Annotated in this window: 18 protein-coding genes and 2 pseudogenes; 16 read left to right on the forward strand and 4 right to left on the reverse strand. The window is 63.9% G+C overall.

The window, feature by feature from the left end:
- The first annotated feature begins 13 nt into the window (after window positions 1-13).
- The 3 genes from AC1PLU_RS00715 to AC1PLU_RS00725 all read left to right on the forward strand — a co-directional run bounded on the left by AC1PLU_RS00715 (window position 14) and on the right by AC1PLU_RS00725 (window position 2,899).
- Window positions 14-1,240: a sensor histidine kinase gene (locus AC1PLU_RS00715; RefSeq protein WP_481107403.1), complete on the forward strand. Its 1,227-nt coding sequence runs from the start codon at window positions 14-16 to the stop codon at window positions 1,238-1,240.
- A complete protein-coding gene (locus AC1PLU_RS00720; RefSeq protein WP_481107404.1) occupies window positions 1,237-1,869 on the forward strand; it encodes a response regulator transcription factor in 633 nt (210 codons plus the stop codon). Before AC1PLU_RS00715 ends, AC1PLU_RS00720 begins: the two co-directional genes overlap by 4 nt.
- A gap of 658 nt (window positions 1,870-2,527) precedes the next feature.
- A complete protein-coding gene (locus tag AC1PLU_RS00725; RefSeq protein ID WP_481107405.1) occupies window positions 2,528-2,899 on the forward strand; it encodes a hypothetical protein in 372 nt (123 codons plus the stop codon).
- A 229-nt stretch (window positions 2,900-3,128) separates the two neighbouring features.
- Here the strand turns inward: AC1PLU_RS00725 and AC1PLU_RS00730 are convergent, their stop codons facing one another.
- Both AC1PLU_RS00730 and AC1PLU_RS00735 read right to left on the reverse strand, forming a co-directional pair.
- The gene (locus tag AC1PLU_RS00730) at window positions 3,129-3,521 is read right to left on the reverse strand and encodes a hypothetical protein (RefSeq protein ID WP_104551557.1); all 393 of its coding nucleotides are present in this window, start codon (window positions 3,519-3,521) and stop codon (window positions 3,129-3,131) included.
- On the reverse strand, window positions 3,518-6,868 hold the full coding sequence (locus AC1PLU_RS00735) for an nSTAND1 domain-containing NTPase (protein WP_481107406.1): 3,351 nt from the start codon (window positions 6,866-6,868) through the stop codon (window positions 3,518-3,520). Before AC1PLU_RS00735 ends, AC1PLU_RS00730 begins: the two co-directional genes overlap by 4 nt.
- Before the next feature lie 293 nt (window positions 6,869-7,161).
- On the opposite strand from AC1PLU_RS00735, the gene fabV reads away from it, so the two are divergent.
- Entirely contained in the window at window positions 7,162-8,370 is a 1,209-nt protein-coding gene (gene fabV / locus AC1PLU_RS00740) for an enoyl-ACP reductase FabV (RefSeq protein ID WP_481107407.1), read from the forward strand.
- A 233-nt stretch (window positions 8,371-8,603) separates the two neighbouring features.
- Window positions 8,604-8,891, forward strand: a complete 288-nt coding sequence (locus AC1PLU_RS00745; protein WP_481107408.1) for a hypothetical protein — start codon at window positions 8,604-8,606, stop codon at window positions 8,889-8,891.
- 214 nt (window positions 8,892-9,105) lie between these two features.
- Here the strand turns inward: AC1PLU_RS00745 and AC1PLU_RS00750 are convergent, their stop codons facing one another.
- The gene (locus AC1PLU_RS00750; protein WP_481107409.1) at window positions 9,106-10,128 is read right to left on the reverse strand and encodes a PfkB family carbohydrate kinase; all 1,023 of its coding nucleotides are present in this window, start codon (window positions 10,126-10,128) and stop codon (window positions 9,106-9,108) included.
- Between the two features lie 287 nt (window positions 10,129-10,415).
- Here AC1PLU_RS00750 and AC1PLU_RS00755 point away from each other — a divergent pair, with 287 nt between their 5' ends.
- The 7 genes and pseudogenes from AC1PLU_RS00755 to AC1PLU_RS00785 all read left to right on the forward strand — a co-directional run.
- Window positions 10,416-13,163 (forward strand): TonB-dependent receptor, encoded by a 2,748-nt coding sequence (locus AC1PLU_RS00755; RefSeq protein WP_006453330.1) that lies wholly within the window; start codon window positions 10,416-10,418, stop codon window positions 13,161-13,163.
- 232 nt (window positions 13,164-13,395) lie between these two features.
- A complete protein-coding gene (locus AC1PLU_RS00760; RefSeq protein WP_481107410.1) occupies window positions 13,396-16,596 on the forward strand; it encodes a TonB-dependent receptor in 3,201 nt (1,066 codons plus the stop codon).
- A gap of 12 nt (window positions 16,597-16,608) precedes the next feature.
- On the forward strand, window positions 16,609-17,586 hold the full coding sequence (locus AC1PLU_RS00765; RefSeq protein ID WP_115036932.1) for a pectinesterase family protein: 978 nt from the start codon (window positions 16,609-16,611) through the stop codon (window positions 17,584-17,586).
- Window positions 17,586-18,629, forward strand: a complete 1,044-nt coding sequence (pelA, locus tag AC1PLU_RS00770) for a pectate lyase (protein WP_481107411.1) — start codon at window positions 17,586-17,588, stop codon at window positions 18,627-18,629. Before AC1PLU_RS00765 ends, pelA begins: the two co-directional genes overlap by 1 nt.
- A 207-nt stretch (window positions 18,630-18,836) precedes the next feature.
- Complete coding sequence (locus AC1PLU_RS00775; protein ID WP_481108440.1) at window positions 18,837-22,691, forward strand: LamG-like jellyroll fold domain-containing protein; 3,855 nt, start codon at window positions 18,837-18,839, stop codon at window positions 22,689-22,691.
- 179 nt (window positions 22,692-22,870) lie between these two features.
- Window positions 22,871-23,080 (forward strand): hypothetical protein, encoded by a 210-nt coding sequence (locus AC1PLU_RS00780; protein ID WP_426801945.1) that lies wholly within the window; start codon window positions 22,871-22,873, stop codon window positions 23,078-23,080.
- A 60-nt stretch (window positions 23,081-23,140) separates the two neighbouring features.
- Window positions 23,141-23,331, forward strand: a pseudogene (locus AC1PLU_RS00785) (hypothetical protein); the annotation flags it as partial.
- A gap of 154 nt (window positions 23,332-23,485) precedes the next feature.
- Here the strand turns inward: AC1PLU_RS00785 and AC1PLU_RS00790 are convergent.
- Window positions 23,486-23,680: pseudogene (locus tag AC1PLU_RS00790) on the reverse strand (lytic murein transglycosylase); the annotation flags it as partial.
- A 509-nt stretch (window positions 23,681-24,189) separates the two neighbouring features.
- Here AC1PLU_RS00790 and AC1PLU_RS00795 point away from each other — a divergent pair.
- From AC1PLU_RS00795 to AC1PLU_RS00810, 4 genes are all read left to right on the forward strand, one after another.
- Complete coding sequence (locus AC1PLU_RS00795; protein WP_481107412.1) at window positions 24,190-24,663, forward strand: YybH family protein; 474 nt, start codon at window positions 24,190-24,192, stop codon at window positions 24,661-24,663.
- A gap of 362 nt (window positions 24,664-25,025) precedes the next feature.
- On the forward strand, window positions 25,026-25,376 hold the full coding sequence (locus AC1PLU_RS00800) for a SymE family type I addiction module toxin (RefSeq protein ID WP_481107413.1): 351 nt from the start codon (window positions 25,026-25,028) through the stop codon (window positions 25,374-25,376).
- A gap of 110 nt (window positions 25,377-25,486) precedes the next feature.
- Window positions 25,487-25,681 carry a hypothetical protein gene (locus AC1PLU_RS00805; protein WP_481107414.1) on the forward strand — a complete coding sequence of 65 codons (195 nt, stop codon included), beginning with the start codon at window positions 25,487-25,489 and terminating at the stop codon, window positions 25,679-25,681.
- Between the two features lie 525 nt (window positions 25,682-26,206).
- Window positions 26,207-26,710: a hypothetical protein gene (locus AC1PLU_RS00810; RefSeq protein ID WP_481107415.1), complete on the forward strand. Its 504-nt coding sequence runs from the start codon at window positions 26,207-26,209 to the stop codon at window positions 26,708-26,710.
- The last annotated feature ends 4 nt before the right edge of the window (window positions 26,711-26,714 follow it).

A 26,714-nucleotide genomic window follows, 5' to 3' on the forward strand; every position in this document is an offset into this window, starting at 1 on the left:
TGGGTGGTTGGTCATGCCAGTGTGCGCACGCACCGCCACGACGACAGGGGCCGCAGGTCATCGATCCCACCTGCCGGAAGTCACTTTCTGCATGCGCACCATTGCCGAGTGGCCGCGCGGCCGTCAGCATCGCCGCATGAACTCATCCCTGCCGCATCTTTTGCATCCCCTGCGCCTGGCCGGCGCGTTCACCATTGCGGCGGTGGCGTTGTCGTTTATGCCCGATGCGTCAGCGCACGGCGCCTGGCGCTGGGGCGTGCTGGCCGGCTTCACCGCGTTATTTCTGCTGCACACCGTGTTGCCGTCGCTGCATGCGTTGCGCACTGCCGCAACGCTGCTGCAAGCGGTCATGGCGTTGCTGCTGGTCTGGATGGAGCCGCGCGCCGGCACTGCCCCGGTGCTGCTGGTCATGTTGGTGGCGCAGGCGGGGATGACCTGGCCGCCGTTGCGCGTGCTGCTGTTGGCGCTGGCGTTGAACGCCGGCATGTATGCGCTGCTAGTGCAGGCCGGGTTCGATCGCGCCTTGTTGATCGTCAGCATCTACGCCGGCTTCCAGGCCTTCGCCGCGCTCACCGCGCATTACGCGCGCAGTGCCGAGCGTGCCCGCGATGCGCTGGCCTACGTCAATGCCGATCTGCTGGCAACGCGCGCGCTGCTGGCCGACAGCGCGCGCGATGCCGAGCGCCTGCGCCTGGCGCGCGAGTTGCACGACGTGGCCGGGCACAAACTCACCGCGATGAGCATCCATCTGCGCTTGCTGCGTGCCGACCCCATGCTGGCGCCGCGCCAGGAGCTGGCGATGCTGGAAGGCCTTGCGCGTGAGTTGCTGGGCGACATCCGCAGCGTGGTGCAGTCGTTGCGCGACGATGCCGGGCTGGATCTGCACACCGCGCTGCATGCCCTGGCCGCGCCATTTCCCAAACCGGTGCTGCAGGTGCAGATCGACCCGGCCGTACGCGTGAGCGACCCGCAAATCGCCGAAGCCCTGCTGCGGCTGGTACAGGAAGCGCTGACCAATGCCGCGCGCCATGGCGAGGCCGACACCGTGCAGGTGTCGCTGCACACCCATGACGGCCAGCTGCACATCGACATCCAGGACGATGGCCACTGCGCCGAGCAGATCCGCGAGGGCAACGGCATCGCCGGCATGCGCGAGCGGCTGGCGGCCTTGCATGGTCAACTGCAGCTCGGCCGCGCCGCGCACGGCGGTATGCAGTTGACCGCGAGGTTGCCGGCATGAGCACGCGCCGTATCGCATTGGCCGACGACCAGGTGCTGGTCCGCGCCGGATTGCGCGCGCTGTTGCAGCAACAGGGCGTGGAGGTGGTCTGCGAGGCCGACGACGGCCAGGGCCTGCTGGACGCGCTCGTCATCAACACGGTGGACGTGGTGCTCAGCGACATCCGCATGCCCGGCCTGGATGGTATCCAGGCGCTGCAGCAATTGCGCGACCGTGGCGACCGCACGCCGGTGCTGCTGCTCACCACCTTCGACGACAGCGACCTGCTGCTACGCGCGACCGAGGCCGGCGCGCAGGGCTTCCTGCTCAAGGACGCCGCCCCGGAAGACCTGCGCGAGGCGATCGAACGGGTGGCCAACGGCGAGACCCTGCTGCAGCCGGTCAGCACCGACCCGGTGCGCGCGCGCTACCAGTTCCGCGACCAGCAGCCCCCGCGCGAGACCTTCAGCGAGCGCGAGGTGGCGATACTGCGCCTGCTCGCCGGTGGTTACTCCAACAAGGAGATCGCCCGCACCCTGTTCCTGGCCGAGGGCACGGTGAAGAACTACGTCTCCACCATCCTGGAAAAGCTCGGTACCCGCGACCGCACACGCGCGGTGTTGAAGGCGATCACGTTGCGGGTGATTTGAGGATTGGAGAATCGGGATTGGAAATCGGGAATGGGGATTAGGGATTAGGGATTAGGGATTAGGGAGTCGTAAGAGCGGGGCTGGAGCGGGCGCTGGTAAGGTTGAGACCGGCGTCGAAGTCGAGCTGCAAATCGGAAGCCGGAGGCCGGAAGCCCCTCTCCCTCCGGGAGAGGGGTTGGGGTGAGGGTACGGGGCGAAGCCACACGTGGAATGAGATGACACGAGGCTTCGCCCGTACCCTCATCCGCCCCTACGGGGCACCTTCTCCCGGTGGGAGAAGGAACTGCACGTGGTCAGCCGGCTGTGACCAGCCGGGATGGCTTGGCATCTGCCTCCTCGCCTCTAGTCCCCAAGATTCGCCTTCGTCGATGGTGGCGCTAGCCCATTCGCCTCGGCCAAAAGGCGGAGCTCTACGAGACTGTCACCGTCGCACGCAATGGTCAGGTCAATGCTCAGACACACCGCCACCACTTTGCATCACGCTATCCCACCAGATTGCATAACGTTGTTTCATAAAGGATTTCCCAACTTCGGCAGAGTCGGCCAACAACCGTAAGGTTGCCGTCAGGTCGCACCAGCGGCCAGGCGCGAAGGTCGTCTGGCGGCCACCAACGCCGCTCGGGGACGCGCCGCGCTCCGGTCTGCCGCGGAGTCCGTCATGCGCCTGGTCCGATACCTGTTCGTGTTGATCGTCGTGCTGTCCACCAGTGCCTGGACGGCACCTACCCAGCCCGAATTGCCGGGTAGCTGGACCCGTGCTGCGCTGTTGACCCAACCCGCCACGGCCGAGCGTGACCTGCGGGTGGCCGTGGGTCGCTGTGATCTGGCAGTGCAGGGACCCGCGGCCGGAGCATGCGATAGCGCGGCCGCCTACTCCGATCAGCGGGGTTGCGCACAGGGCCTGGCGTGTCTGCAAGGGGCAGGGCGCGGAGCTGGCCGTAACGACCGCGACCGCGACCGCATGCCCAGCGGGCTGGCAATACGCAGCCAGATCAACGTGGCTTTCAGCAATCTTTCTGATCGGGGATGACGGCGCGCAGCTGCCGAAGTCGAATGCGACAGTCGGAATGCGGCACCGCACTGACAGACGCACCGGCAAGCACCCAACCACGGCGGCGTGACTGTCTGGGCTGAGCGCCTGCCGTTATCCAGTCCGCTTGCGACCTGGCGGCCGGCGTCGTCGTGGGGCAAGGCCCAACTGCCTGGTCCAGCACGCTGACTGCCTGGCGGCGAACCGCCAGGCAGATGCCGGCGTGGGATTATTGCGGTGAGATTTGCGGATCGTTGCCGACCTGCGGGTCGCAGCTGAACAAGAGTTTGCGCTTCTCGTCTTCGATGATCACGGTCAAGAAAATCAGCGTCGCCTTGTTATTGCGATTGACGACCGACACGCTGCGCCCATCGTCGGCGATCTTCGGCTCCTCGAGCTGGTCGTGCGCGTCCGAACTCAGCAGACTGCGAATGCGAAACTGATAGGGCACGTCTACATCGAAACGGTAGACCAAGGTCACATCTTGTTGCCCCTTGCCTACCAGCAGCAGGTCCGGCGAGAAGCTGTAGAAATACTCGCCTTTCCCGGTGTTGCCGCCAAAATCCACACGCGCCACGGTGAGAGTGATGATGATGCTCGCGTTCTCATTCGATTCCGTCATGACTTGTCCTGTTCCTTGAATAGCGGGGCATAGAGGGAGACGAATCCCGGGTGGCGGTAGCCCGCGTGATACAGCCATCCGAGCTGTTGCGTAACGGCGCTGCGTTGGCCCAGGTGCACCTGCGCGCGAATCCAGGGGTCGAGCAGGTTCTTGTCGCGGCTGTTGGCGATGTCCCTGCCCAGCACCGCCACCGCGCGTTGCCACGCCGCGCGTGCACCGGCGCTGTCGCCGGCAGCGGCCTGCTGTTCGCCGTGCCAGACCAGCGCCTGGGCCAGGGCCGACAGGCCGAGCAGATCGTCGGGCCTGGCGCGATGCAACGCATCCAGCTGCGCAACGATCGGTGCAAGGTTGTCGGCATTCGTGTCCGAGCGGGCGGTGTGCACCCGCTGCAAGCGCAGCGCGATGATGGCGTCCAGCCATTGCCATTCCGGCAACGGTTGCGCCTGTTTCAGCACATCGGCCATGGTCTGGCGGGCCCGGTCGAGGTGGCGCTCGGCCAGATCGGGATGCCCGTCCAGAGCGGCCATCCAGCCGACCTGTGCGTCGGCGTGGGCCAGATCGCGGCGCCAGGCGACATTGTCCGGTTGCAACGCCACCAGTGCCTGCAGCATGCGCACGCTGTCCTGCGCATCGGCCTGCGCCTGCACCAGATGGCCGCGCGCCAGTGCCAGGTTGGAGGTGCGGATCAGCGATCCGGCCAGACGCCGCCGCCAGGCATGCGCGTCGGGATCTTGTTCGACCAATACGCCCAGCATGGCGATCTGCTCGCGATAGCCCTGCTCGGCAGGTGCCAGCAAACCCTGCATTTCCTGGGTCAGACTGAGCCAGGACAAGCTGTCGACCAGTTCGTAGCGCAGCGATGCGTTGTCCGGCGTGCGTGCCAGCAACTGGCGTTTGAGTGCGATCGAGCGCGCGAAGAAACCGATCGCGGCGTTGGTCTGGCCTTGCTCCTTGGCCAGCGTGCCAAGGTTGTTGAGTGCGTAGGACAGCTCCAGTTGCCAGCGCGGATCCTGCGGCGCGGTGCGCACCAGCCATTCGCAGGCCGCCAGATACTGCGACCAATACCGGTGCGCCAGCGCCAACTGCTTGCCTTTGTAGGCAAGATCCCCCAGCCAATACGCGGTTTGTCCGGTTTCGGCGTGCGCCTCCAACGACGCGGGCGCACGCACACGTGCCTGCTCGGCCGTGGCAGCGGCACGCGTGAATGCCGCATGCGCCTCGTCCAATTTGCCCTGATTCATCAGCACTTCGCCGGTGGTGCGCAGGGCGCGTGCGTGGTTGATCAGATCGCCGGGCTGCATGCTGGCGTTGGGCAGGTCTTCCAGATAGCGCAGCGCGCGGCTGCCCACGCTATCGAGCAGTTTGAGGTTGCCCACGGTGCGCAATTGCTCGGCCAGATCGCCCAGCATGTAGCCCACCAGTTGCTGCGCCTGATCGCGGCGTTGCTCGGCCACTTGTTGCGCCTGCCGCGCTTGCCAGCCCAGCAGCATCGAGGCGCTTGCCAGCACCACCAGCAACGTCGCCGCCGCCGCATACATCCCGCGGCGTTGCCGCTGCGAGCGCTCGCAGGCATGCAGGAACGCGTGATCCACCGCGCCCAACTCCTGCGGCATGCGCCGCGCCGCCTCGCGTGCTTCGCTCAACGGGCGCCCGCTGTTGAGCAGATGATCGGTGCGCCGGCCTTCGGCGGCCCAGCGCTGTGCGGCCAGTTGCAGGCGTTTGTGGGCCTGCAGCAGGCGGCGGTTTTCATGGATCCACTCGGCCGCGCGCGGCCATTGCCGCAGCAAGGCTTCATGCGCAACCGCAAACCCCGGCTCGCCTGCGACCAGTTCGCTGACGAACAACCGCGCATGCACGAAGGCATCCACCAGCACGCGTGCGGCGCTGTTCTGGGGCAATGCCGACCACAACGCACGCCGCGCGGTCACTGCATCGCTGTCGGGATGGATCACGCTCAGCAACGTCAGCACCTCGCCCAGCGCGGCCTGCGCGGTGGGCGGCAAGGCACGAAAGGTCTGTTCGGCATGGTGTGCCAACGCGCCTTCCAGCCCACCCAGTGCGCGGTAGGCCGCAAAGGTCAGCAGCCCATCGTCGCTGCGTTGCGCGTGCAGTGCATGCAACAAGTGCTGCAGCAACGGCAAGGCATCGGGCTGGCGCGCGGTGGCGTCGCGCAGTACATCGTCCAGGCGGCTGACGCTGTCGCGGTCTTCTTCGAAGCGCAGCCCGGCCATCGCCGCGGGCACGCGAATGATCTGGCCGATTTCGCCATCGCGCGGCGGCAGCAGATCCACATGCCCGTCGCCACGTTTGAGCTCCACGATCTGCGGCAAGGCATCGATCAGGCGCGGATAAAAGTCGCTACGGGTGAGCATCAACACCGCCACCTGCGCGCTGCTGCACAGCGACTGCAAGGCGGCAGCCAATGCGGCGCGGTCGGCATCGGTGATACCGGGGGTGGCCACCATCGCTTCGGCATGGTCGATCACCAACAGCAGATGGCGTTGGGTCTGCAGGCTGTCGCGCGCCGGGGCGCTCTGGCGCATCGCCTCGCCGATGGCCGCATGCAGTGGTGCAGGGCGTTGCAACCAATCGGGCAGCAGCGCCATCTGCGCTGGCGAAAACACCGCGCGCCCGCCCGGTGCCCAGTCGCCAAGTGCACGTGCCAGCGTGTCGAGGACATCGCCGCCGCGGCATTGCGCCAGGTTGCAATACGCCACCGCCACCGCTTCCAGACCATCCAGGCCGCCGGGCTGCGACAGCAATGGCACCACGCCCGCCCGCAACAACGAGGTCTTGCCGCAGCCGCTGGCACCGCTCACCAGCACCAGCCCGCGTTGGCTGTGCAATTGCGCGCGCAGCGCGCCCAGCACCTGCGCAATCGCATGGCTACGGCCGAAAAACACCGCGGCGTGCGCGGGGTCGAACGCCTGCAGCCCCACATACGGGTTGCCGTGTCCCCATACTTGCGTGCCGATCACCGCACCGCGGTAATCCTCGGGAAAGATCACCTTCGGCAGCAGCCGGTAACCGCGCTTGCGGATGGTTTCGATGTAGCGCGGCTGGCGGCTGTCGTCGCCGAGCTTGCGGCGCAGTTGGGCGATGGTCTTGTGCACCGGGTTGTCGCCGTAAAAGCTGCCGTGCCACACCTCGATCAGCAACTGCTCGGCGCTGATGACCTCGCCTGCGCGCTCGGCCAACGCGATCAGCACTTCCATCATGCGCGGTTCCAGCGTGATGGTCTGGCCGTCGTCGATCAGCGCAAGCCGTTCCGGCTCCACCAGCAACGGCCCAAGCCGAAACCGTGGGACGGAGCTCAGCTGCGTGACGCGCTCGCTTCGAAGAGACATCGCTCGGATACCGGTCGCACAGCTGGAAGGGACCTCGACGATCGCCAACAGGCGCAGCCAGGCACGGCACGGCAGGCGCAAAAAATAGCACAGGCGGCCCGGCAGGAAATCGATGGTGATCGCTGTTCGTTCGCGCCCGTGCGCTGAAGATGCAGGCGTTGCACGCCACACCGTGTGGCGATACCGGCCTCTTCACGCGCATCCATACAGCAGCGTGTGTTGCGTATCAGTCTGTTTCGCGCGCAGCCCACCGATTAAGATGCCGCCAGCATCTTGCTGACGAGGAGTACACGTTGATCATCCATCCCAAAGTGCGCGGCTTCATCTGCACCACCACGCATCCGCTTGGCTGCGAGCGCAATGTGCTCGAGCAGATCGTCGCCACGCGCGCGCACGGCGTGCGTAGCGACGGCCCGAAGAAGGTGCTGGTGATCGGCGCGTCCAGCGGCTATGGCCTGGCTTCGCGCATCACCGCTGCCTTCGGATTCGGCGCCGACACGCTGGGCGTGTTCTTCGAAAAGCCCGGCACAGCCACCAAGGCCGGTACCGCCGGCTGGTACAACTCGGCCGCCTTCGACAAGCATGCCAAGGCTGCGGGTCTGTACAGCAAGTCGATCAATGGCGATGCGTTCTCCGATGCCGCGCGTGCGCAGGTGATCGAGCTGATCAAAAGCGAGATGGGCGGGCAGGTCGACCTGGTGGTGTATTCGCTGGCCTCGCCGGTGCGCAAGCTGCCTGGCAGCGGCGAAGTGAAGCGCTCGGCGCTCAAGCCGATTGGCCAGACCTACACCGCCACCGCCATCGACACCAACAAGGACGCCATCATCCAGGCCTCGATCGAGCCGGCGACAGAGCAGGAGATCGAAGACACCATCACCGTGATGGGTGGGCAGGATTGGGAACTGTGGATCGACGCGCTGGAAGGTGCCGGCGTGCTCGCCGATGGCGCGCGCAGCGTGGCCTTCAGCTATATCGGCACCGAGATCACCTGGCCGATCTACTGGCACGGCGCGCTGGGCAAGGCCAAGGTGGATCTGGACCACACCGCGCAGCGTTTGAATGCGCGCCTGGGCAAGCACGGCGGCACTGCCAACGTGGCGGTGCTCAAGTCGGTGGTCACCCAGGCCAGCGCGGCGATTCCGGTGATGCCGCTGTACATCTCCATGGTCTACAAGATCATGAAGGAAAAGGGCCTGCACGAAGGCACCATCGACCAGCTGGACCGCCTGTTCCGCGAGCGCCTGTATCGCGAAGACGGCCAGCCTGCCGAGGTGGACGACGAAAATCGCTTGCGCCTGGACGACTGGGAACTGCGCGACGACGTGCAGGACGCCTGCAAAGCGCTGTGGCCGCAGGTCACCACCGAGAATCTGTTCGCCCTCACCGATTACGCCGGCTACAAGCACGAGTTCCTCAAGCTGTTCGGTTTCGAGCGCAGCGATGTGGATTACGACGCCGAGGTGGAGACGGACGTGAGGTTCGATTGCATCGAGTTGGGCTGAGAATCGGGAATCGGGAGTGGGGAATCGGAAAAGCCGTGGCGGCTTGGCACGCTGGTTGTGCAGTACGCAGTGCTTTGACTGTTTCCGACTCCCGACTCCATCCCAATGCCAAATCCCGGCGCTAAAGGTCAAGACGTCGCTATGAATCGCAGGCTTTCATGGCGATCACTGGATCGGCAGGGACGTGGCTTGATTGGTGAACCACATCCACACTGCATGGAGCGCACGACGTCATGGACAAACTGATCGCTATCCTGGTGTTGGCCGTCCTGGTCAGCGTGACCTGTGCCGTGCTGCTGCGCTTCGTCAAGCTGCACGGCGCGCTGAAAGCAATCGTCAATGTGGTGATCACCACCGCCGTCGTCTGCGCCGTGGTCATGCAGCACGGCTCGGCGCCAGACTTGCAGTTCGCATTGATGCTCACGCTGTTTTTCAGCGTACCGGCCTCGCTGTGCGTGGTGCTGCTGAGCGCAGCGCTGAAATGGATCATCAACAAACGCCGCGCACCTGCGCCCGCCTGAAACGCGTGAGTGCAACGAGCAACACCTAGCAAGCATCCGCCTGCCGCCTGCCGCCTGCCGCCTGCCGCCTGCCGCCCGCGGCCGCGCAATCGCGCGTTACGCCTGAGCACATCGCGCGCTGCGAGCAACAAGCCTGCACAGAGCGCCGAAAAGCCAGCGCTCTTACCAATCCCCAATCCCCAATCCCCAATCCCGACTCCCCAATCCCAGCTTTTCACCGCCTCACATCAAACCGCGCATCGCCCACACAGGCCTGCACATCGGCCACCGAGAGTGGATTGAAATCGCCGGGAATCGAGTGCTTCAAACAACCGGCAGCCAGGCCGAAGCGCACCGTGTCCTCCAGCGACCAGCCTGCGATCAGGCCGTGCAGCACGCCGGCCGCAAACGCATCGCCACCGCCGATGCGGTCGATGATCGGGGTCAGTTCTTCGCTGGGCGCACGTGCCACCTCGCCACTGCGCGGCACCAGCATCGCGCCCAGGCTGTGGTGGTCCACGTTGTGCGCCACGCGCTGCGTGCAGGCCATCAACTGCAGTTGCGGGAATGCGGCGAAGGCCTGCTGCGCAGCGGCTTCCACGCGCGCTTCCAGCGTGTCCTGCGGGAACTCGCCACCGAGCACCACACCGATATCGCGGTAGTCGGCAAACACCACATCCGCACAGTCGAACAGCTGGTGCAGGATGCCGCGCGCATCGCCCTGCCAGCGCTGCCATAACTTGGGCCGGTAGTTACCGTCGAACGAGACCTTGACCCCGGCCGCACGTGCGGCGCGTGCGGCCGCCAAGGTGGCCTGCGCCACATCGGCGCCCAGCGCTGGGCTGACCCCGGACAAGTGCAGCCATTGCGCGCCCTCAAGCAGGCGCGGCCAGTCGTAGGCATCGGCCGGCGCCAGCGCAAATGCCGAGTCGGCGCGGTCGTAGACCACTTCGCTGGGGCGATGGATCGCGCCGGTGGTCAAAAAGTACAGACCCATGCGGCCGTCCACGCGTCGCACGTTTCGGGTGTCCACATCGTGCCGGCGCAATTCGCCCAGCACGGCCGCACCCAACGGGTTGTCGGCCACGGTGCTGACCATGGCCACCTCGTGGCCGAAATGTGCCAGCGACACGCCAACGTTGGCCTCCGCCCCACCGCAATGCACATCCAGCCGAGGCTGCTGCAGCAGCAGCTCGTGACCAGGCGCCCCCAGGCGCAACAACAACTCTCCAAAGCACAGGATGCGGGCACGACTCATGCGGCAATTACCTCGTCTGTGTGGTGCGTCACGGGGTGGGGAGACCGGGACGCGTCAGGATGACCATCGGTGTCATTCTAGCCATCGTGATAGACGGCCAATCACAAGAATAATGCGACGTGTAGGGGCTGGTTGCACCCCTTTTGTGCAAATTAGGTGAGGTTTTCTGCTGCGCTGCAAGATGTTGAACGGCGATTCAGCTGGTAACGTCGTTTTGACCAGCGGTGTCATTACCGCCCACACCCCCGCTATTTCACGTTGTTCATGGACCCTTGGGAGGGGAGGACATGCAATTTCGGACCACCAACCGGAAGACACCGGTTACCTTGCTTGCACTGTCGATCGGCCTTGCGCTGAGCGGCCATGCGGCTGCACAGGACGCCGCCCAGGCACCCACCGAGCCAACGGTCGACCTCGACGCTGTCACCGTCACCGGCTATCGCGCCTCGGTGGAAAAGGCCCTGGACATCAAGCGCGGCGAAGCCGGCGTGGTCGATGCCATTGTCGCTGAGGACATTGGCAAGTTCCCCGACCTCAACCTGGCCGAATCGCTGCAGCGCATCCCCGGCGTGGTGATCACCCGCGATGCCGGCGAAGGCCGCAACATCTCCGTGCGCGGCTTAGGCCCTGACTTCACCCGCGTGCGCGTCAACGGCATGGAAGCGCTCACCACGGTGGGCGGTTCGGACCAGTCGGGCGGCTCCAACCGTGGTCGCGGCTTCGACTTCAACGTGTTCGCCTCGGACCTGTTCACCCAGTTGATCGTGCGCAAGACCGCGCAGGCCGATGTGGAAGAAGGCTCGCTGGGCGCCACGGTCGACCTGCGTACCGCGCGCCCGTTCGATTACGAAGGCCTCACCATCGCCGCCAGCGGCCAGGCCGCCTACAACGCGATGTCCGAGAAGGCCAACCCGCGCGTGGCCGGCTTGATCTCCAACACCTGGGCCGACAACACCTTCGGCGCACTGGTGTCGGTGGCCTACACCGAGCGCGAGCTGCTGGAAGAAGGCAGCAACAGCGGTCGCTGGGCCAATGGCCCGAGCAACGGCAACTTTGCCGCCAGCCCGGCGTTCCCGCAGGCGCGCGATGCCAACGTGTTCCATCCGCGCTTCCCGCGCTACACCTTGATGGAGCACAAGCAGGAGCGCATCGGCGTGACCAGCTCGCTGCAATGGGCGCCGAGCGATTCCACCGAGTTCTCGCTGGACGGTCTGTATTCCAAGATCGACGCCAAGCGCAGCGAAAACTATATCGAAGCGATCTCCTTCAGCCGTGGCGCCGCGCAGGGCGGCAAGCCGCAGACCATCGTCAATGATGGCTTCATCGACCCGGCCACCGGTGCGATGCTGTACGGCAACTTCGACAACGTCGACGTGCGCTCGGAAAACCGTTACGACGAATGGAACACCGTCTTCAAGCAGCTCTCGTTGACCGGCGAGCATCGCTTCAGCGACGTGTTCAAGATCAGCGGCATGGTCGGTACCTCGAGCTCCAAGCACGAGAACCCGATCCAGACCACGGTGATCATGGACAAGCTCAACGTCGATGGGTACTCCTACGACTATCGCGGCAACAGCCGCAAGCCGGTGTTCAATTACGGCATCAACCCCACCGACCCCAATGGCTGGACCCTGGCCGAACTGCGCCTGCGTCCGCAACAGGTGCAAAACGACTTCGACACCGGCAGTCTGGATTTCGACTGGAGCGTGAGCCCCGGGTTCCGTCTGAAGGGTGGCGTGCTGGCCAAGAACTACACCTTCTCCACCAAGGAATTCCGCCGCGCTTCCGAAGTGGCGGTGCCCACCTTCGCCGATGGCACCCGCATCGTGCCGGCCGACCTGACCGAGCAAACCGGATTGAGCGCCATCAAGGGCTCGCCCAACACCTGGGTGGTGCCGAATCTGGATGCGGTGGCCGATGCGCTGGGCATCTATAGCGGCACCGGCACCTTTGCGCTGGCCGAGCGTGCGGTGAACACCCGCAGCGTCACGGAGCAGGATCGCGGTGCGTATCTGCAGGGCGATTTCTCCTTCGATATCGGTGCGATCCCGTTCTCCGGCAACCTGGGCGTGCGCTATGTGCGCACCAAGCAGGAGTCCACCGGCTTTGCCACTGTCGGCTCCGCACTCGTGCAGACCACCGCAGAGCGCGAGTACAACAACACGCTGCCCTCGATGAATCTGGTGGCCGAAGTCAGCCCGGATTTTCTGGTGCGCTTCGGTGCGGCCAAGGTGATGTCGCGTCCGGGTTTGGGTAGCCTGACGCCGGGTGTCACGGTCAACGTCAGCGGCGGTGCGCGCACCGTGAGTGGCGGCAATCCGAATCTGGACCCGATTCTGGCCGACACCTACGACCTGGGCTTCGAGTGGTATTTCCAGGAAGGCGCACTGCTGGGCCTTGGGCTGTTCTACAAGGACATCGAAAGCTTCGTGCAGACCGCACGCGAGGTGCGTCCGTACTCCTCCAGCGGCCTGCCGGTGAGCCTGCTCGACGGTACCGGCGCCGGCGTCAACGACGACTTCGTCTTCAGCGTGCCGCTCAATACGCCCGGTGGCGATCTCAAGGGTCTGGAAGCCAATTACACCCAGCCCTTCAGCTGGTTGCCGGGCGTCTGGAGCAATCTGGGTATCCAGCTCAACTACACCTACGTCGATTCGCAGATCCAGTATCTGACCACCAGCGGCGCGGCATCGCTGGAAACCGATCTCACCGGTCTGTCGAAGAATGCGTACAACGCCACGCTGTTCTACGAAGGCGAAAAGTTCGCCGGGCGCGTGTCGGCCACGCATCGCGACGATTATCTGACCCAGGTGCCGGCAACCGAAACCGGCTTCGACGTGCACGGCATGAAGGCCACCACGATGATCGACGCCTCGCTGCGCTACAAGTTCGACGACAAGATCGAGCTGAGCCTGGAAGGCATCAACCTGACCAACGAAGTGGCCGACGAGTGGGTCGGTGCGGCCGCGCAGTTGCCGCTGCAGTACAGCGAAACCGGCCGGCAGTTCCTGTTGGGCGTGCGCTACAAGTTCTAACCGCTGATCGCCCGCTGCGCACGCGCGCAGCGGGCCTTTATTCCAACGCTTGATCGCCTTGTATGCGGTGCACTGGTGCACGCATGCAACGCGGTGGGCGTGATGTTTGAAAGCCTCCAGCAACTCTGTAGTGCGCGGTTGCGCAGCAGATGTGTTGGTCGCTCATTGCGACGCCAGGGCCTTGGGGGGCTGAGCGCGTCATTGCAGCCAGTGCCAGGGAGAGAGCCGCCTCATGCAAGCCCGTTCGTGTCGTCCTGCCCATGCGGCAGGCGCCTGCCTGTCCGCCGCGCGTCTGTCGGTGGCCATCGTCCTGGCATTGCACGGTGCCGGCGCCGCCGCGCAAACCGTCGGCCCGCCGGCCACGCCCACCGATGCGGTGGATCTGGACCGCGTGCAGGTCAAGGCCACCTACCGCGAAAGCCTGCAGCAATCGCTCGATGCCAAGCGCTACAGCGTGGAGCAGGTGGATGCGATCTATGCCGAAGACATCGGCAAGTTTCCCGATCTGAACCTGGCCGAATCGATGCAGCGCATCGCCGGCGTCTCCATCGACCGCGAGGGCGGCGAGGGCAAGCAGATCTCCGTGCGCGGCCTGGGCTCGGACTTCACCCGCGTACGCATCAACGGGCTGGAAGCATTGGCCACCGCCGGCAGCGGCAGCGATGGCGTCAACCGCAGCCGCGGCTTCGACTTCAACACCTTTGCCTCGGAACTCTTCAGCCGCGTCACCATCAGCAAGACCCAGTCGGCGCAGATGGACGAAGGCTCATTGGGTGCAACGGTCGATCTGCGAGGCTCGCGCCCGTTCGACTTCGACGGCTTCGAAGCAGCCGCCTCCACGCAATACGGCTACAACGACCTCTCGCGCGAAAAAGACCCGCGTTTTTCCGGCCTGATCAGCAACATCTGGGCCGATGGCCGCCTTGGCGCACTGATGTCGGTGTCCTACAGCGAGCGCCACTTGCGCGAAGAAGGCTACAACCCGGTGCGCTGGGAGCACGGCAACTACCGCAACTCCAACCAGAGCACCGCCGCCAACAACGGCACCTACGGCTTCTGTTCGCCGGTGGGCTACAACCCGCAGACACCGCGCAACCCGCTCGCCAACGAAACCCCGGCCGGGGTCGGCTCGCAGGCCAACCAGGACCGCAACAACGGCTGGGGCAGCTATGGCATCAGCGCCGCCAATTGCGGCACCGGCATCGCGCGCCCTGCCAACACGCCGGAGAACATCCAGGCCTACGAGACCGCCACCGACGCGTGGATTCCGCGCTACCCGCGCTATATCCGCACCGATCACGAGATCAAACGGCTGGGCGTTACCGGCGCGCTGCAATTCAAGGTCAGCGACGACACCCTGCTGAACTTCGACATGCTGTATTCCAAGCTGGACAAGGACCAGCGCGAAGACTCGGTCGGCGCCAACCTGCACCGCACCGCCAACTTCGGCGGCAAGACCCAGATCGCCGTGCGCGAGGCGCAGGTGGACGACCAGAATCGCCTCACCTACGGCGTGTTCGACAACGTCGACTTCCGCACCGAATCCAGCAACATCGAAGAATCCACCGAGTTCAAGCAATTCAGTCTGGATCTGCAGCACCGTTTCAACGACCAGGTGCGCGTCAATGCATTGGTCGGCCACTCGACCTCGGACTACGAGCGCCCCGAGTTCTCGATGGTGAGTTTCGACAACACCAATCTCGATGGTTTTGTGCTCGACCGGCGCAATGGTGGCGACTACCCCAGCATGAGTTTCCCGTTCGATGCGGGTAACCCCAACAACTGGCAGTGGTTGGGCTATGGCGCAGTGCCGGTCAACAGCAACGGCACCGCGCGCGGTACCAACATCAGCGAGGTGCGGCTCAACCCGCAGTCGGTGAACAACACCTTCGACACCGCCAAGGTGGATCTGGAATTCAACATCAGCCCCACCTTCACCTTTCGCACCGGGCTGGCCTACAAGAACTACGACATGGACACGTCGGAGTCGCGCAACATCTCCTACGGGCGATTGGCGCAGGCATTGCCGGCCGGTGTGGGCGTCAATGAGCTCAGCACCAACCTGGATGGCTTCGGCCGCAGCTTGAACGGCAGCTTCCCCACCACCTGGGTGATTCCGGATTTCCAGAAAGTCGCCGACCTGCTCAACATCAATTGCAACTGCGATACCGGCGTGCCCGGTGGCGACTACCGGTTGGCCGATGTCGGCCATTTCGGCTCGTCCAACAACAATTTCGCCGTCAACGAAAAGAGCCTGGGCACCTACCTGCAGCTCGATTTCAATACCGACCTGTGGGGCCGCGCGTTGCGCGGCAACCTGGGCGTGCGCTATGTGCAGACGCAGATCGCCGCCAGCGGTTATGCGCCGTGCACGGCCACCGCGGCCGGTGCGATTTCGCCTGCGTGCGAATCGTTCTTCGGCGTGGCCAGCGCCACCGCTGCGGCCGGCGAGCGCTTGCTGGTGCCCACCACGGTCAACCACAATTACCGCGACATCCTGCCCTCGTTGAACCTGTCCTGGGATGTCAGCGAGGAGGTGGTGCTGCGCTTCGGTGCGGCCAAGACCATGGCGCGCCCCACGCTGGCGTATCTGTCGCCCAGCGTCAGCGGCGGGCCCACGCAGTTCTTCGACGACGGGCGGTTTTTCTCGATCAATCTGGGCAACCCCAAGCTCGACCCGTTCCGCTCCACCAACTACGACCTCAGCGCCGAGTGGTATTTCCGCGAAGGCTCGCTGTTGTCGGCGGCGGTGTTCTACAAGGACATCGACAGCTACGTGCAACGCACCCGCGTGCTCAGCACCTGGGAGGCGATGGGTTACTCGCTGGATCTGCTGCCCGCCGGCTTTACCCCGGACACCATCTTCAATGTGCAGAGCTACTTCAACACGCCCGGCGGCCCGCTCAAGGGCTTCGAGCTGACCTACCAGCAGGCCTTCGATTTTTTGCCAGGCTTCTGGCGCAACTTTGGTATCCAGCTCAACTACACCCAGGTCGATTCCAAGATCAATTACCTGTTCAGTACCGCAGGCAGCAGCAACACCAGCATCACCACCACCGCCACCGAGCGCGATCTGCTCAACCTCTCGCCGCAGTCCTACAACGCCACCGTCTATTACGACGACGGCCGCTTCAGTGCGCGCGTGTCCACCAGTTATCGCGATGGCTACATCAACAACATCCTCGCCCAGGAGGATGTCTACGACCTCGATGGCAGGCGTCTGGTCACGGCCGATGTGACCGGCAAATACAGCGTGGAAAACGTGGATTTCAACATGTCCTACAAGCTCAACGACCACCTGTCGCTGACGTTTGAGGCCATCAATCTGCTCGACACCCCCGACCGCCGCTACGTCGATTCCACGCTGGAACTGCCCGACAAATACACCGTCACCGGGCGCCAGTACTACATCGGCGCGCGCTACAAGTTCTGACAGGAGCAACGCATGCAACCGCATCGCAGGATCGTGTTACGTACTCTCGCTGCCACAGCATTGCTGGCCGGGCTGTCGCTCGGCAGCACCGCCGCCATCGCCGCCGACCCGGTCTACACCGTGGCCAAGCAGGGCAGTGCCGGCTACCGCACCGTACAGGCCGCCATCGACGCCGCAGTACAAGGCGGCAAACGCGCACAGATCAACATCGGCGCCGGCACCTATCAGGAGCTGATCGTGGTGCCGTCCAACGCACCGGCGCTCAAGCTCACCGGCGCCGGCCCCACCCAGACCATCATCACTTACGACAACTACGCCTCACGCATCAATCCGGCCACCGGCACCGAGTACGGCACCTCCGGCTCGTCCAGCGTCATCATCGCCGGCAACGACTTCACTGCGGAAAAACTCGCCCTCGGCAATCACGCAGGCCCGGTCGGGCAGGCGGTGGCGGTGCGTGTGGATGGCGACCGCGCCGCGTTCCGCAACGTGCGCTTCCTCGGTTATCAAGACACGCTGTACCTGCGCGGCGCAAAGCTGTCGTATTTCCTCGACTGCTACGTCGAAGGCACGGTGGATTTCGTGTTCGGCGCCGGCACCGCGCTGTTCGAAAACGTGCAACTGCACTCCTTGGGCGATGGCTATCTCACCGCCGCCTCCACCCCGCAGGAAAGCGCGCGCGGCTTCGTGTTCCGCAATGCCCGCGTCACCGCCGCCAGCGGTGTCTCGCGCGTGCACCTGGGGCGCCCGTGGCGGCCGTATGCCAGCGTCAGCTTCATCAGCAGCCAACTGGGCGCACACATCCTGCCCGAGGGCTGGAACAACTGGGGCAACACCGCCAACGAGGCCACTGCCCGCTACAGCGAATACCAGAGCAGCGGCAACGGCGCCAACCCGTCGCGCCGCGTGAAGTGGTCGCGCCAGCTCACCGCTGCGCAGGCCGCCGCGCTGGACCGCAACACCATTCTAGGCAGCTGGAGGCCGTTCTGATGACCCGTTCGCACCTGCTCCGTTTCCACACGCTCGCCTTCGCTGGTGCCTTGCTGCTGGCACCGCTGTCGGCCATGGCCGACAAGATCGCCGACAACATGTTGCTGCTGCAGACCGCCTCCGGCGGTTGGTCCAAACAGTACAAGGGCGTGGCGGTGGATTACACGCGCACCTTTACCGCTGCCGAAATCGCCGAGCTGCAACAGCCGGGGCGCAAGGACGACGCCACCATCGACAACAAGGCGACCACGTACGAAATCACGTACCTGTCCACCGCCTTCAAGAACGAAAAGAACGCCAAGTACATCGCCGCCGCACGCCGTGGCGTGGACTACCTGCTCAAGGCGCAGTACGCCAATGGCGGCTGGCCGCAGTTCTATCCGGACCTGTCGTCCTACCACCATCAGATCACCTACAACGACGATGCGATGGTGCGCGTGCTCAACCTGCTGCAGGACATCGGCGAGGGCAAGGGCGACACCGGCGCGCAACTGCGCAGCAGCCACGGCGCACGCGCCGTGCAGGCGGTGGCCAAGGGTCTGGAATGCGTGCTCGCCACCCAGGTCAAGATCGGCGGCACGCTCACCATCTGGGGCGCGCAATACGACGAGGTCACGCTCAAGCCGGCCAAGGCGCGCGCGTATGAACTGGCCTCGTTGTCGTCCAGCGAGTCGGTGAGCATCGTGCGGTTTCTGATGCGCCAGCCCAACCCCTCGGCCAAGATCAAGACCGCGGTGCAAGCGGCCGGTGTCTGGTTCGATACCCATCGCATGCGCGATCTTGCTACCAAGAAAATCGACGACCCCACCCAGGAAACAGGCAAGGACGTGATCCTGGTTGCGCAACCCGGTGCATCGCTATGGGCACGCTTCTACGACCTGCAGAATCAACGCCCCTTGTATGCCAACCGCGACGGCAAGGCCTTGACCGACTATATGCAGGTGCCCAACGAACGCCGCGTGGGCTACGCCTGGCATGGCACCTGGCCGGACAAGTTGTTGAAGGATGAGATTCCCAAGTGGAAGGCCGCAAACGGGCTGTAGTGGACGCAGCCATCGCATCACCGCACGCGGCGCATAGTGGCGCGCGCAGCACGCAGGCACGGCATGTACTCTCGTACGTGCCGGCCCGTTTGCTCGCTGCCCACCGTGCACCGCGTGCCGCGTTGCGGTGGCACGTTGCAGTGTCTGTCGCCCATGCGGTGCGGCAGTGGTTTTGAAACAGACGAGGTGCGTGTGCTGAAGATTTGGATGGGTTTGTTGTGTCTGATCGCGCTGCCGGTGAGTGCGGCCACCCCCACGGCCCCGGAGTTGTTGTTCCGGGTCTCGGCCGATCGCAGCCTGGAGGCCGATGTGGCCCGCGGCGATCGCGTCCCCAACTTCCGCGACAAGATCGCGCTGGTGCCCACCGGCAAGCGCGGCAACGCCATCGAATGGGCCGACGACGGCGTGCTGTCGTGGAATGCGCCCGGCAATCTCTATACCCAACGCGGCACGCTCAGCTTCTTCTGGCGCGCGCGTTATCCCGTGGGCGAAGCGCCGTTCGTGATCTTCCGCGTCGGCTACGCCGACCACACCAGTTGGGACATGGCCTGGCTGCGCATCGACTGGAACGGCCACGGCTTCGATGCCTTCGTCACCGACGCCAACCTGGCGCGCACCCGCGTCTCCTTCAAGCTCGACAAGGCCCCGGCCGCCAGCGATTGGACCCATATCGCCTTCGCCTGGGACGAAACCCGCGGCGTGCGCCTGTATGTCGATGGCAAGGAAGCCGCCCGCGTGGACTGCGGTGCGCCCTGCACCAACGGCGGCGCGCTCGACTTCGACGCCGCGCTGGACCAGTTCGGCCTGGCCGGCCGCGTGATGTCGCCGCACCAGGTGCAGAGCCGCTACAACTTCCTGCGTGGCAGCGACTTCGACGAGATCCGCATCTACGACCGCATGCTCGACGCCAGCGGCGCCGCCGCGCTCGCACGCCTGCAGGAGCCCGCCACCGCCGAGCCGACCACACCGGCATCGCAACACGCCGCCTTCCTGCACCGTTACGGCTGGGACAACGGCCACGCACCACCGCTGCTGGACGCACCCATCACCCGCATCCGCAAGGTGGAGTTCACCGACGCGCGCGACCTCAAGCAATGGATGTGGAAGGCCACCGACGGCATCGCCGAAACCACCTGGCCCGGCGTCTATAACCGCTCGCGCCTGCCCGGGCGCGACGACTACTTCCAGCTACCCGACTGGAACACCTATGTCGAAGGCGGCAAGGCGCTGGACCTCACCCTGCCGGACGAGCCGGTCAACCGCATCGAACTGCGCGGCGCCGCCTACGGCCAGGCCACTTATGCCGCGCCCAACGCACAGGCGCAGCCACTGTTCGCACGCAGCCAGGGCGTCGTACGCAGCGTGGACCAGTTCCCCGAGCGCCGCGGCGGCACGCTGCGCTTTGCCAACACCGCGCAGGAAACCCCCATCCAGGAAATCTGGGCCTACAACGTGCAGCCGGGCGAGGTGCCCAAAGGCAGCGCGCAACTCAGCTACACCGTGCGCAGCGACATCCAGCCCGACTACGACAACCTCGCCCCGCTGCGCGATGTCATCGCCGGCCGCTACCCGCCAGGCGAGCGCCAGACTGTCATCGCGCTGCCTACCAAGGCACCGGCGCGCAAGCGCCCCAGCGACAAGGCCGCAGCAAGCGTGCAGCAACCCATCGTGCACATCCTGGTGCCGTCCAGCCTGGGCAACCCGCCGCCGGACCAGGCGCTGATGCGCAGCTGGTCCTACGGCTGGGAGAACATGCACGACGGCCTGGACGGCATCGCCATCACCCTGCCGGCGCTCAACCTGCCGGCCACCCACAACGGCAGCATCCCGCTCAATATCCGCATCAAGGACCCCATCTGGCCCGCGCGCGACATGATCGATGTCTCGGTCGCGGTCGCCCCCGGCCAGGCCCGCACCCTGTGGCTGGACCTGCGCGACAGAATCCTGAGCAACGACAGCCTGATGCTCAGCATCGCCGCCGCCGCGCCCGGCTTTAACGCCAACGCACTCGACGGCACCCAGCTGCAGCTGGTGTTCAAGCCGCGCGCCGAGGCCCTCAAAGAGCACGTGGCCGACCGCTTCAACCAGGTCAAGGACAACTGGGGCTTTCTGGTGGAAGAGCACACCACCTCCAAGCGCCAGCTGCTCTATAAGCGCCTGGACGCCGACATCACCGACCTGCTGCGCGTAGACCCGGACCACGCCCTCGGCCGCCAGTACTGGAACGACATCAGCTACGCCAACCAGGGCACGCTCCCCGTAGACATGCCGGCCGTGGCCAAGGACGTGCCGGCCTGGGCGTTCTGGCAGCTGCAAGACCTCAGCGCCACCCGCCGCTACATCCGCTGGTGGATCGAGCAGCGCCAGGTGGCCTACGGCGATTTCGGCGGCGGCATCTCCGACGACTCGGACCTGGTGCAGCAATGGCCCGGCGTCGCCCTGATGGGTGTGGACCCGGACATGCTCAACGCCTCCATGCTGGCGCTGTCGGAGGCCAACTACCGCAACGGCATGTTCACCAACGGCCTGTCCACCATCGAAACCGACGAGCTGCATTCGTATGAGGAGGGCATCAACCTCAACAGCGCCCTGCTGTACCTCAACTGGGGCGACCCGCGCACCGTCGAGCGCCTGATGCAAACCGTCAAAGCCTTCGACACCATCATCCAGGTCAACCCGCAAGGGCACCTGCTGTTTGCCAGCAACTGGTTCGGCGGCCGCAAGGTCTACCGCGAGCCCAACTGGCAATGGCAAAAACCGTACTCCTTCCCCATCGTGCACCCGGCCATCCTGCTGGGCGGCTATAACGCCGACCCCAACAGCCGCCGCATCGTCACCGGGTTAGCAGACGGCTATCTCGCCCATGCCTACACCAACGCCAAGGGCAACTGGGCGTTGCCCAACGAGATCAACTGGCAAACCGGCAAAACCCGCGGCGGCGAGCTGTTCGAAGGCAGCGGCGGCGCCGACACCTTGCACACCTTCTGGGCCGCCTACCGCTTCACTGGCGAGCAGCGCTATCTCAAGCCGATCGACTACCGCGTGGCCAACAGCGGGCCCAACGGCCTGTCGCTGCTCAACGAAAACTTTCTCGACGTCATGGGCAAGCGCAGCGACTGGAGCGGCAAGCTCCTCGATGCCGCAAATAAAGACGATGGCAGTGCCCCGGACTTCCCGCACCACGTGGCCTGGGAGCAGACCGGCAACCTCGAGTATCTCGCCGCCATTTACCGCAGCGAGGCAAGAGAGAAACTGCAGAACTTCTACATGAACACCGAAGGCCACTGGTGGAGCGACCGCGTGGAATCCCCCACGGTCAACCTGCAGCGCGCACGCCTAGGCGGCGTGGCCCTCAAGCGCAACCAGACCTACCCCGGCCACACCGTCAGCTGGCGCTTCGCCGACCCGGAGGCCGCAACGCAGGTGGCCATCGCCATCCCCGCACCCCAGCAAGACCGCTTCACCGTCATCGCCTACAACACATCGAACAAGGCCCAGCGCGCCAGCATGACCGGCTGGAACGTCGCCCCGGGCCAATGGCGCATCACCCAAGGCGTGAGCAAAGGCAATGACGGCAAGCTCGACAGCAACGCCAAGACGCAAGAGCGCGCTTTCGAAAAAAGCGCGGCCATCGACATCGATTTCCCCGCAGGCCGCACCACCGTCCTGCAGCTCGAACGCATTGCAGCCACCACCCCGGTCGAACTACGTCCGGATCTGGGGATTGGCCATGGTGATGTGCGAGTGACTGCCGATGCCATCGAAGTGACCGTGCATAGCCTCGGGCATGCCGATGCACCGGCTGGGTTTGTGGTGTTGGAGGATGCGCGTGGCAAGGAGCTGGCAAGAGCCGCGTTCCCGGCACTCGCGGCACCACGCGATCTGCAGCCAATCACCACGCAAATGCGCCTGCCGCTAACCAACGCAGCAAATATAAAAACCGCGCATTTGCGTGTGGTTGCCGAAGGCAAGGTGCCGGAGATTACCGAACTCAACAATAATCTCGCTCTACCCGCGCCGACCAAGCCGGCAACCGCAAAAAAACAGCCAATAACTCGATAAACCAAGCCCTTCTCCCGCGCGCGGGAGAAGGTGCCCGAAGGGCGGATGAGGGCAAAGCCGATAAAGCCAAAGATCAATCGCGCAAGCGCATTGACGCAATCCAAAAACTCGGCGAGGATCAAGGCACGCAGTATCTAATGCAGCCGCAAAGCCACACATTTCTTCAGGGGGAAGAAACAATGTTGAGCAAGGCATGGAGCATCGTGGCACTTAGCGTGGCCGCACTCGGTTTGTTTACCGCATCCGCGCAGGCACGCGTCAGGGCCGCCGGCACGCACCACACCACCAGTCACGGCGGTCACTACAGCGCAGGCCACGGCGCCTCGCACAAGGGTGGCAGCTACCGCAGCACAAGCACCAACAACCACTATCGGCGTCACAAGTCCTAGCAGGCCTCAAGCCAACGCCACTCGGAGGTGCAGCGTAATGCAAGAACTAGGACGCGAAGAATGCGCTATCAAAAACTCCTGAAGCTGCTGGCCGGCCTTGCCGGTGTCATGCTCGCGGCGACAGGCGCACTGCTAGTGGCGCTGGTTGCAGCGGGCCAGGTACGTGAAGGGCAGACGGGCGCATTGATCAGCGGAATTGGATTTCTAGTGATGGCCGCTCCCGCGCTGGCAATGCCGTTTTCCTTACGCGTCGCCAAGCGATTGCTGATGCTGACACTGTGCTGCCTCGCGGCACTCGCGATTTGGCTTTCTTTCTGGCCGAAAGAGGGTGTCACGCCGACGCTCCAGCTGCGAGTCGCTGTCCTCGCATTCCCGGCGCTTTTGATATTACGTCAGCTTCTGGTCGATCACCTGTGCCGGCACGCCGGTGGCCGCTTCGACCTTGCTCAGTTCGGCGCGATGCTCGGCCAGGAACTTGCGGCCGCCATCGATGCGCGCCTGGGTGATGAACATCGGGCGGTATTCGTTCCACGGCTTGACCCGCTCGGCCGGGCGCGACATCGCAGTAACGATGGCGTCCTTGAATTGCGTAGTTGGCAAGCTACCTAATCGATCCATGAAGATGTTCGACCAAACGGAGGTAGCGATTGAGGTTGAGATACCCTTGGTAGATAAGAATTTGTGGGGGCTTTGGTACTTTGCCAGCCAAGTCATTTCACTTCTGGAATCGGCTGAACAGGATCTCTTCATCTCGGCCTCGCTTGCGTCGGCTGACTTTCCCTGCAATGACGCGTGTAACGCTACACTTGATGCCCGAACCATATTCTATCGACCACTTGTTCGAGCCGGTCTAATCAATAATAGGGGGTGGCACTTCTACAAAGGCGCGGTGGCGCCTGCATTGATAGGTCGTGTGCTGTACCGCCAACCCAACGGGTCGTACGCGCCATAATATTTAATTCAAGCTAAGAGAAAGGGCGAGGTCAGGTCAACTTAAAATAAAAACTGACGCGGTTTTTCGAACTTTAAATGTGAGCCTAATTACCGTAGTTGCGAAGCGCGGCATGATTCTATAGTCAGCCAGCGAGAATCTAGAAGGATTGAGGCACATGAGCCGATCAATTATTGCTTTTTTAGCATTTGTTCTCACACTTGCCACAGGGCCATTGTGCGGACAGAACGCCAAAGAAAAAACTGAGCTCACAGAGCTCTCCACCGCGGCGTTACCGCCCGAACTTGATCGAGTACTCCGCGACTATGAGCGCGCATGGCGTAAGGGCGACGCAAGCGCGCTTGCTGCGTTATTTGCGGAAGATGGCTTTTTGCTGCAGAGCGATCATCCTCCAATCCGGGGCAAGACAGCTATCCAAGCGGCCTATGAAGGTAGCAGCGGAGGCCCGCTACGTTTGCGCTCACTCGGTTTTTCCGCTGAAGGTAATATCGCCTACATCATAGGTGCGTACGGCTACGGAGATGTGCCCGGCGACATAGGAAAGTTCACTCTCACGCTGCATCGAGCGCCCGGCAAGCCGTGGTTGATCTTCTCGGATATGGACAATCTCAATTCTTCGGCCAAACGGTAGTCCGCTGCATGGTGCGAAGCGAGCAAGAACAGGAGCGATCTGCATGTTCTTCGTCGTGGCCGCACTCAAAAATCACCGTTACTTCGTAGCTCGAAGCAGTTGACATCCCAACAAACCCGCAGCAATCTCTACCACAAGGAGCGTAGAAACTCCTAAGACAGCGGTACCCACCTCCGAAATCCCGGTGGGTTTTTTGTGCCTGCAGCTTCCTGCTGGCGCAGCCGACGCGTTGCCTGCGTCGGGAGGGCGGCTAATACAACACCCTTCGGGGAAATACGCCCGCCGTCTGTCTTCGGTTTCTAACCTCCCGACATCCCGTCGCCACCCGGCGGCGTGGCCTGTTCGTCAAGGAGGGCTTTGCCATGCGTCGACCCACATCCCGTCCCACATCCGCACGCAAGCGCGCTACGGAGCTGCCACCCCGCGAGATCGGCTGGCACTCGCTCGACCCCTCGATCAAGCCACGGCCCTACGTCGAGCGCACCCCCATCCCCCAACCCCGCACCGAAGCCCGCCCCCCACGCCCCGGCCACCCGCGTGCCCCGCACCACTGCACTGTCGGCTACGGCTATTACCCCGCCAGCAACCAACGCATCCCCACGCTACGCCTACGCGGCCGCTGGCTGGAACAACTGGGCTTCACCATCGGCAGCAAACTCCACATCCGCCTGCGCGATGGCGAGCTGGTCGTCAGCGTCGCACCTACGGACTAACCAGGTGCGCCGCGCACGCGCAGCACGCACCCGCACGCCCCGCGCCGAGCGCAACGCGCCAATCGCCACACCGTGCGCGCTCCCCGCTCACCGCGCAGAGGAGGACACAGATGGAGCACCCCGCCGTCGTCTTGCATCTCACGCTGGACCAACGCGACCAGCTCGACCGCCTGCTACGCACCCTCATCGCTCATGGCGACGTCATCGCCATGAGCAAACCGGAGTGCCTGGAGGCGCAGACGCTGCCAACGTTGGGACAAGCCGTCTTCGATGCGGCCAATGCTGTGCGTGAGATGCTTGAGTAGCGGGTGGAGCAAGGTGTGGCGCTTCTTAGCGAAACCCCTGAGACCGCGCTCAATCACGTTTTATGGTGACTTTGAATAGCGATGACACGACACGGATTGCATTCTGGTGGAGTGCGCCACTGGTGAACTGGAGGTGCAACCTCACACAATGCGATGACACGGAGCGATCGACGTGTTCTTGCTGCTGAGCTGGTCTCGCCAAGCGCCTGCAACCGGCTCAGTGACTGCTCGACCTGTTGTGCGATCGTATCTCACCCGTCTTCATGTGCATGGTGCACACCGCGAAGATAAAGCTGTGCCTATAAAACGGCCTGGCGTCATGGCTCCGTAATGCACGCGTTAAAATAGCCTATGCTGTGATCGAAGCAATCTCTTCAGGCACAATGCATGTCAAGACCGCACAAAGTTGTACGCGTATTGCTGTTGTTAGTAGCAGCGTGTATGGCAGCGGGCTGTCATCGGCAGCCACAACAGACCAGTGCGCCACAGCCGGACCGGAACAGTGACAGCCGGACGGCTGTACCGTTGTCACGCTCGTTGGAAGCCATCCACGATGGCGAAATCCGACTTGATTTTGACGTGCCGGCCACAAATGGTGAGTCACCTTGCTCTGTCTTCATTGGGGTTCGTCTCGAGGGACGCGATTCAACATCCGTGGCTGAGGCTGCCGATGCGCTTAGAAAAGCAAAGATTTCTGCAAAGGTTCAGCTCTATCAAATCGAGCAAGGCCGTACCGCGGAGGTTGAACTTAAGCGCAGCCACTGGGTGAGTCGTAATGAGGTGGAGTGGCTCACTATCCCTGCGGACGGTGCCGTCCCCGGCCTGGAAGCCGCCGATGCAGACCGAGAGTCCTTGTTGGAAGCAGGCTTGATCGCTCAAGGGGTTGCTTACACTGAACTATCTTTTGCAAGCGCAGATGCGTTGCCGTCAGGCCACTATATCCTTGGCCTTACGCTGGGCAATGAGCGTCAGTTGTTGATCGACGCCAAGGCGAAGCTCTTGATTGCGTATCGCGCAAAGAAGAAGTGAGAGG

It is taken from the genome of Xanthomonas sp. NCPPB 2933, from assembly GCF_056725225.1.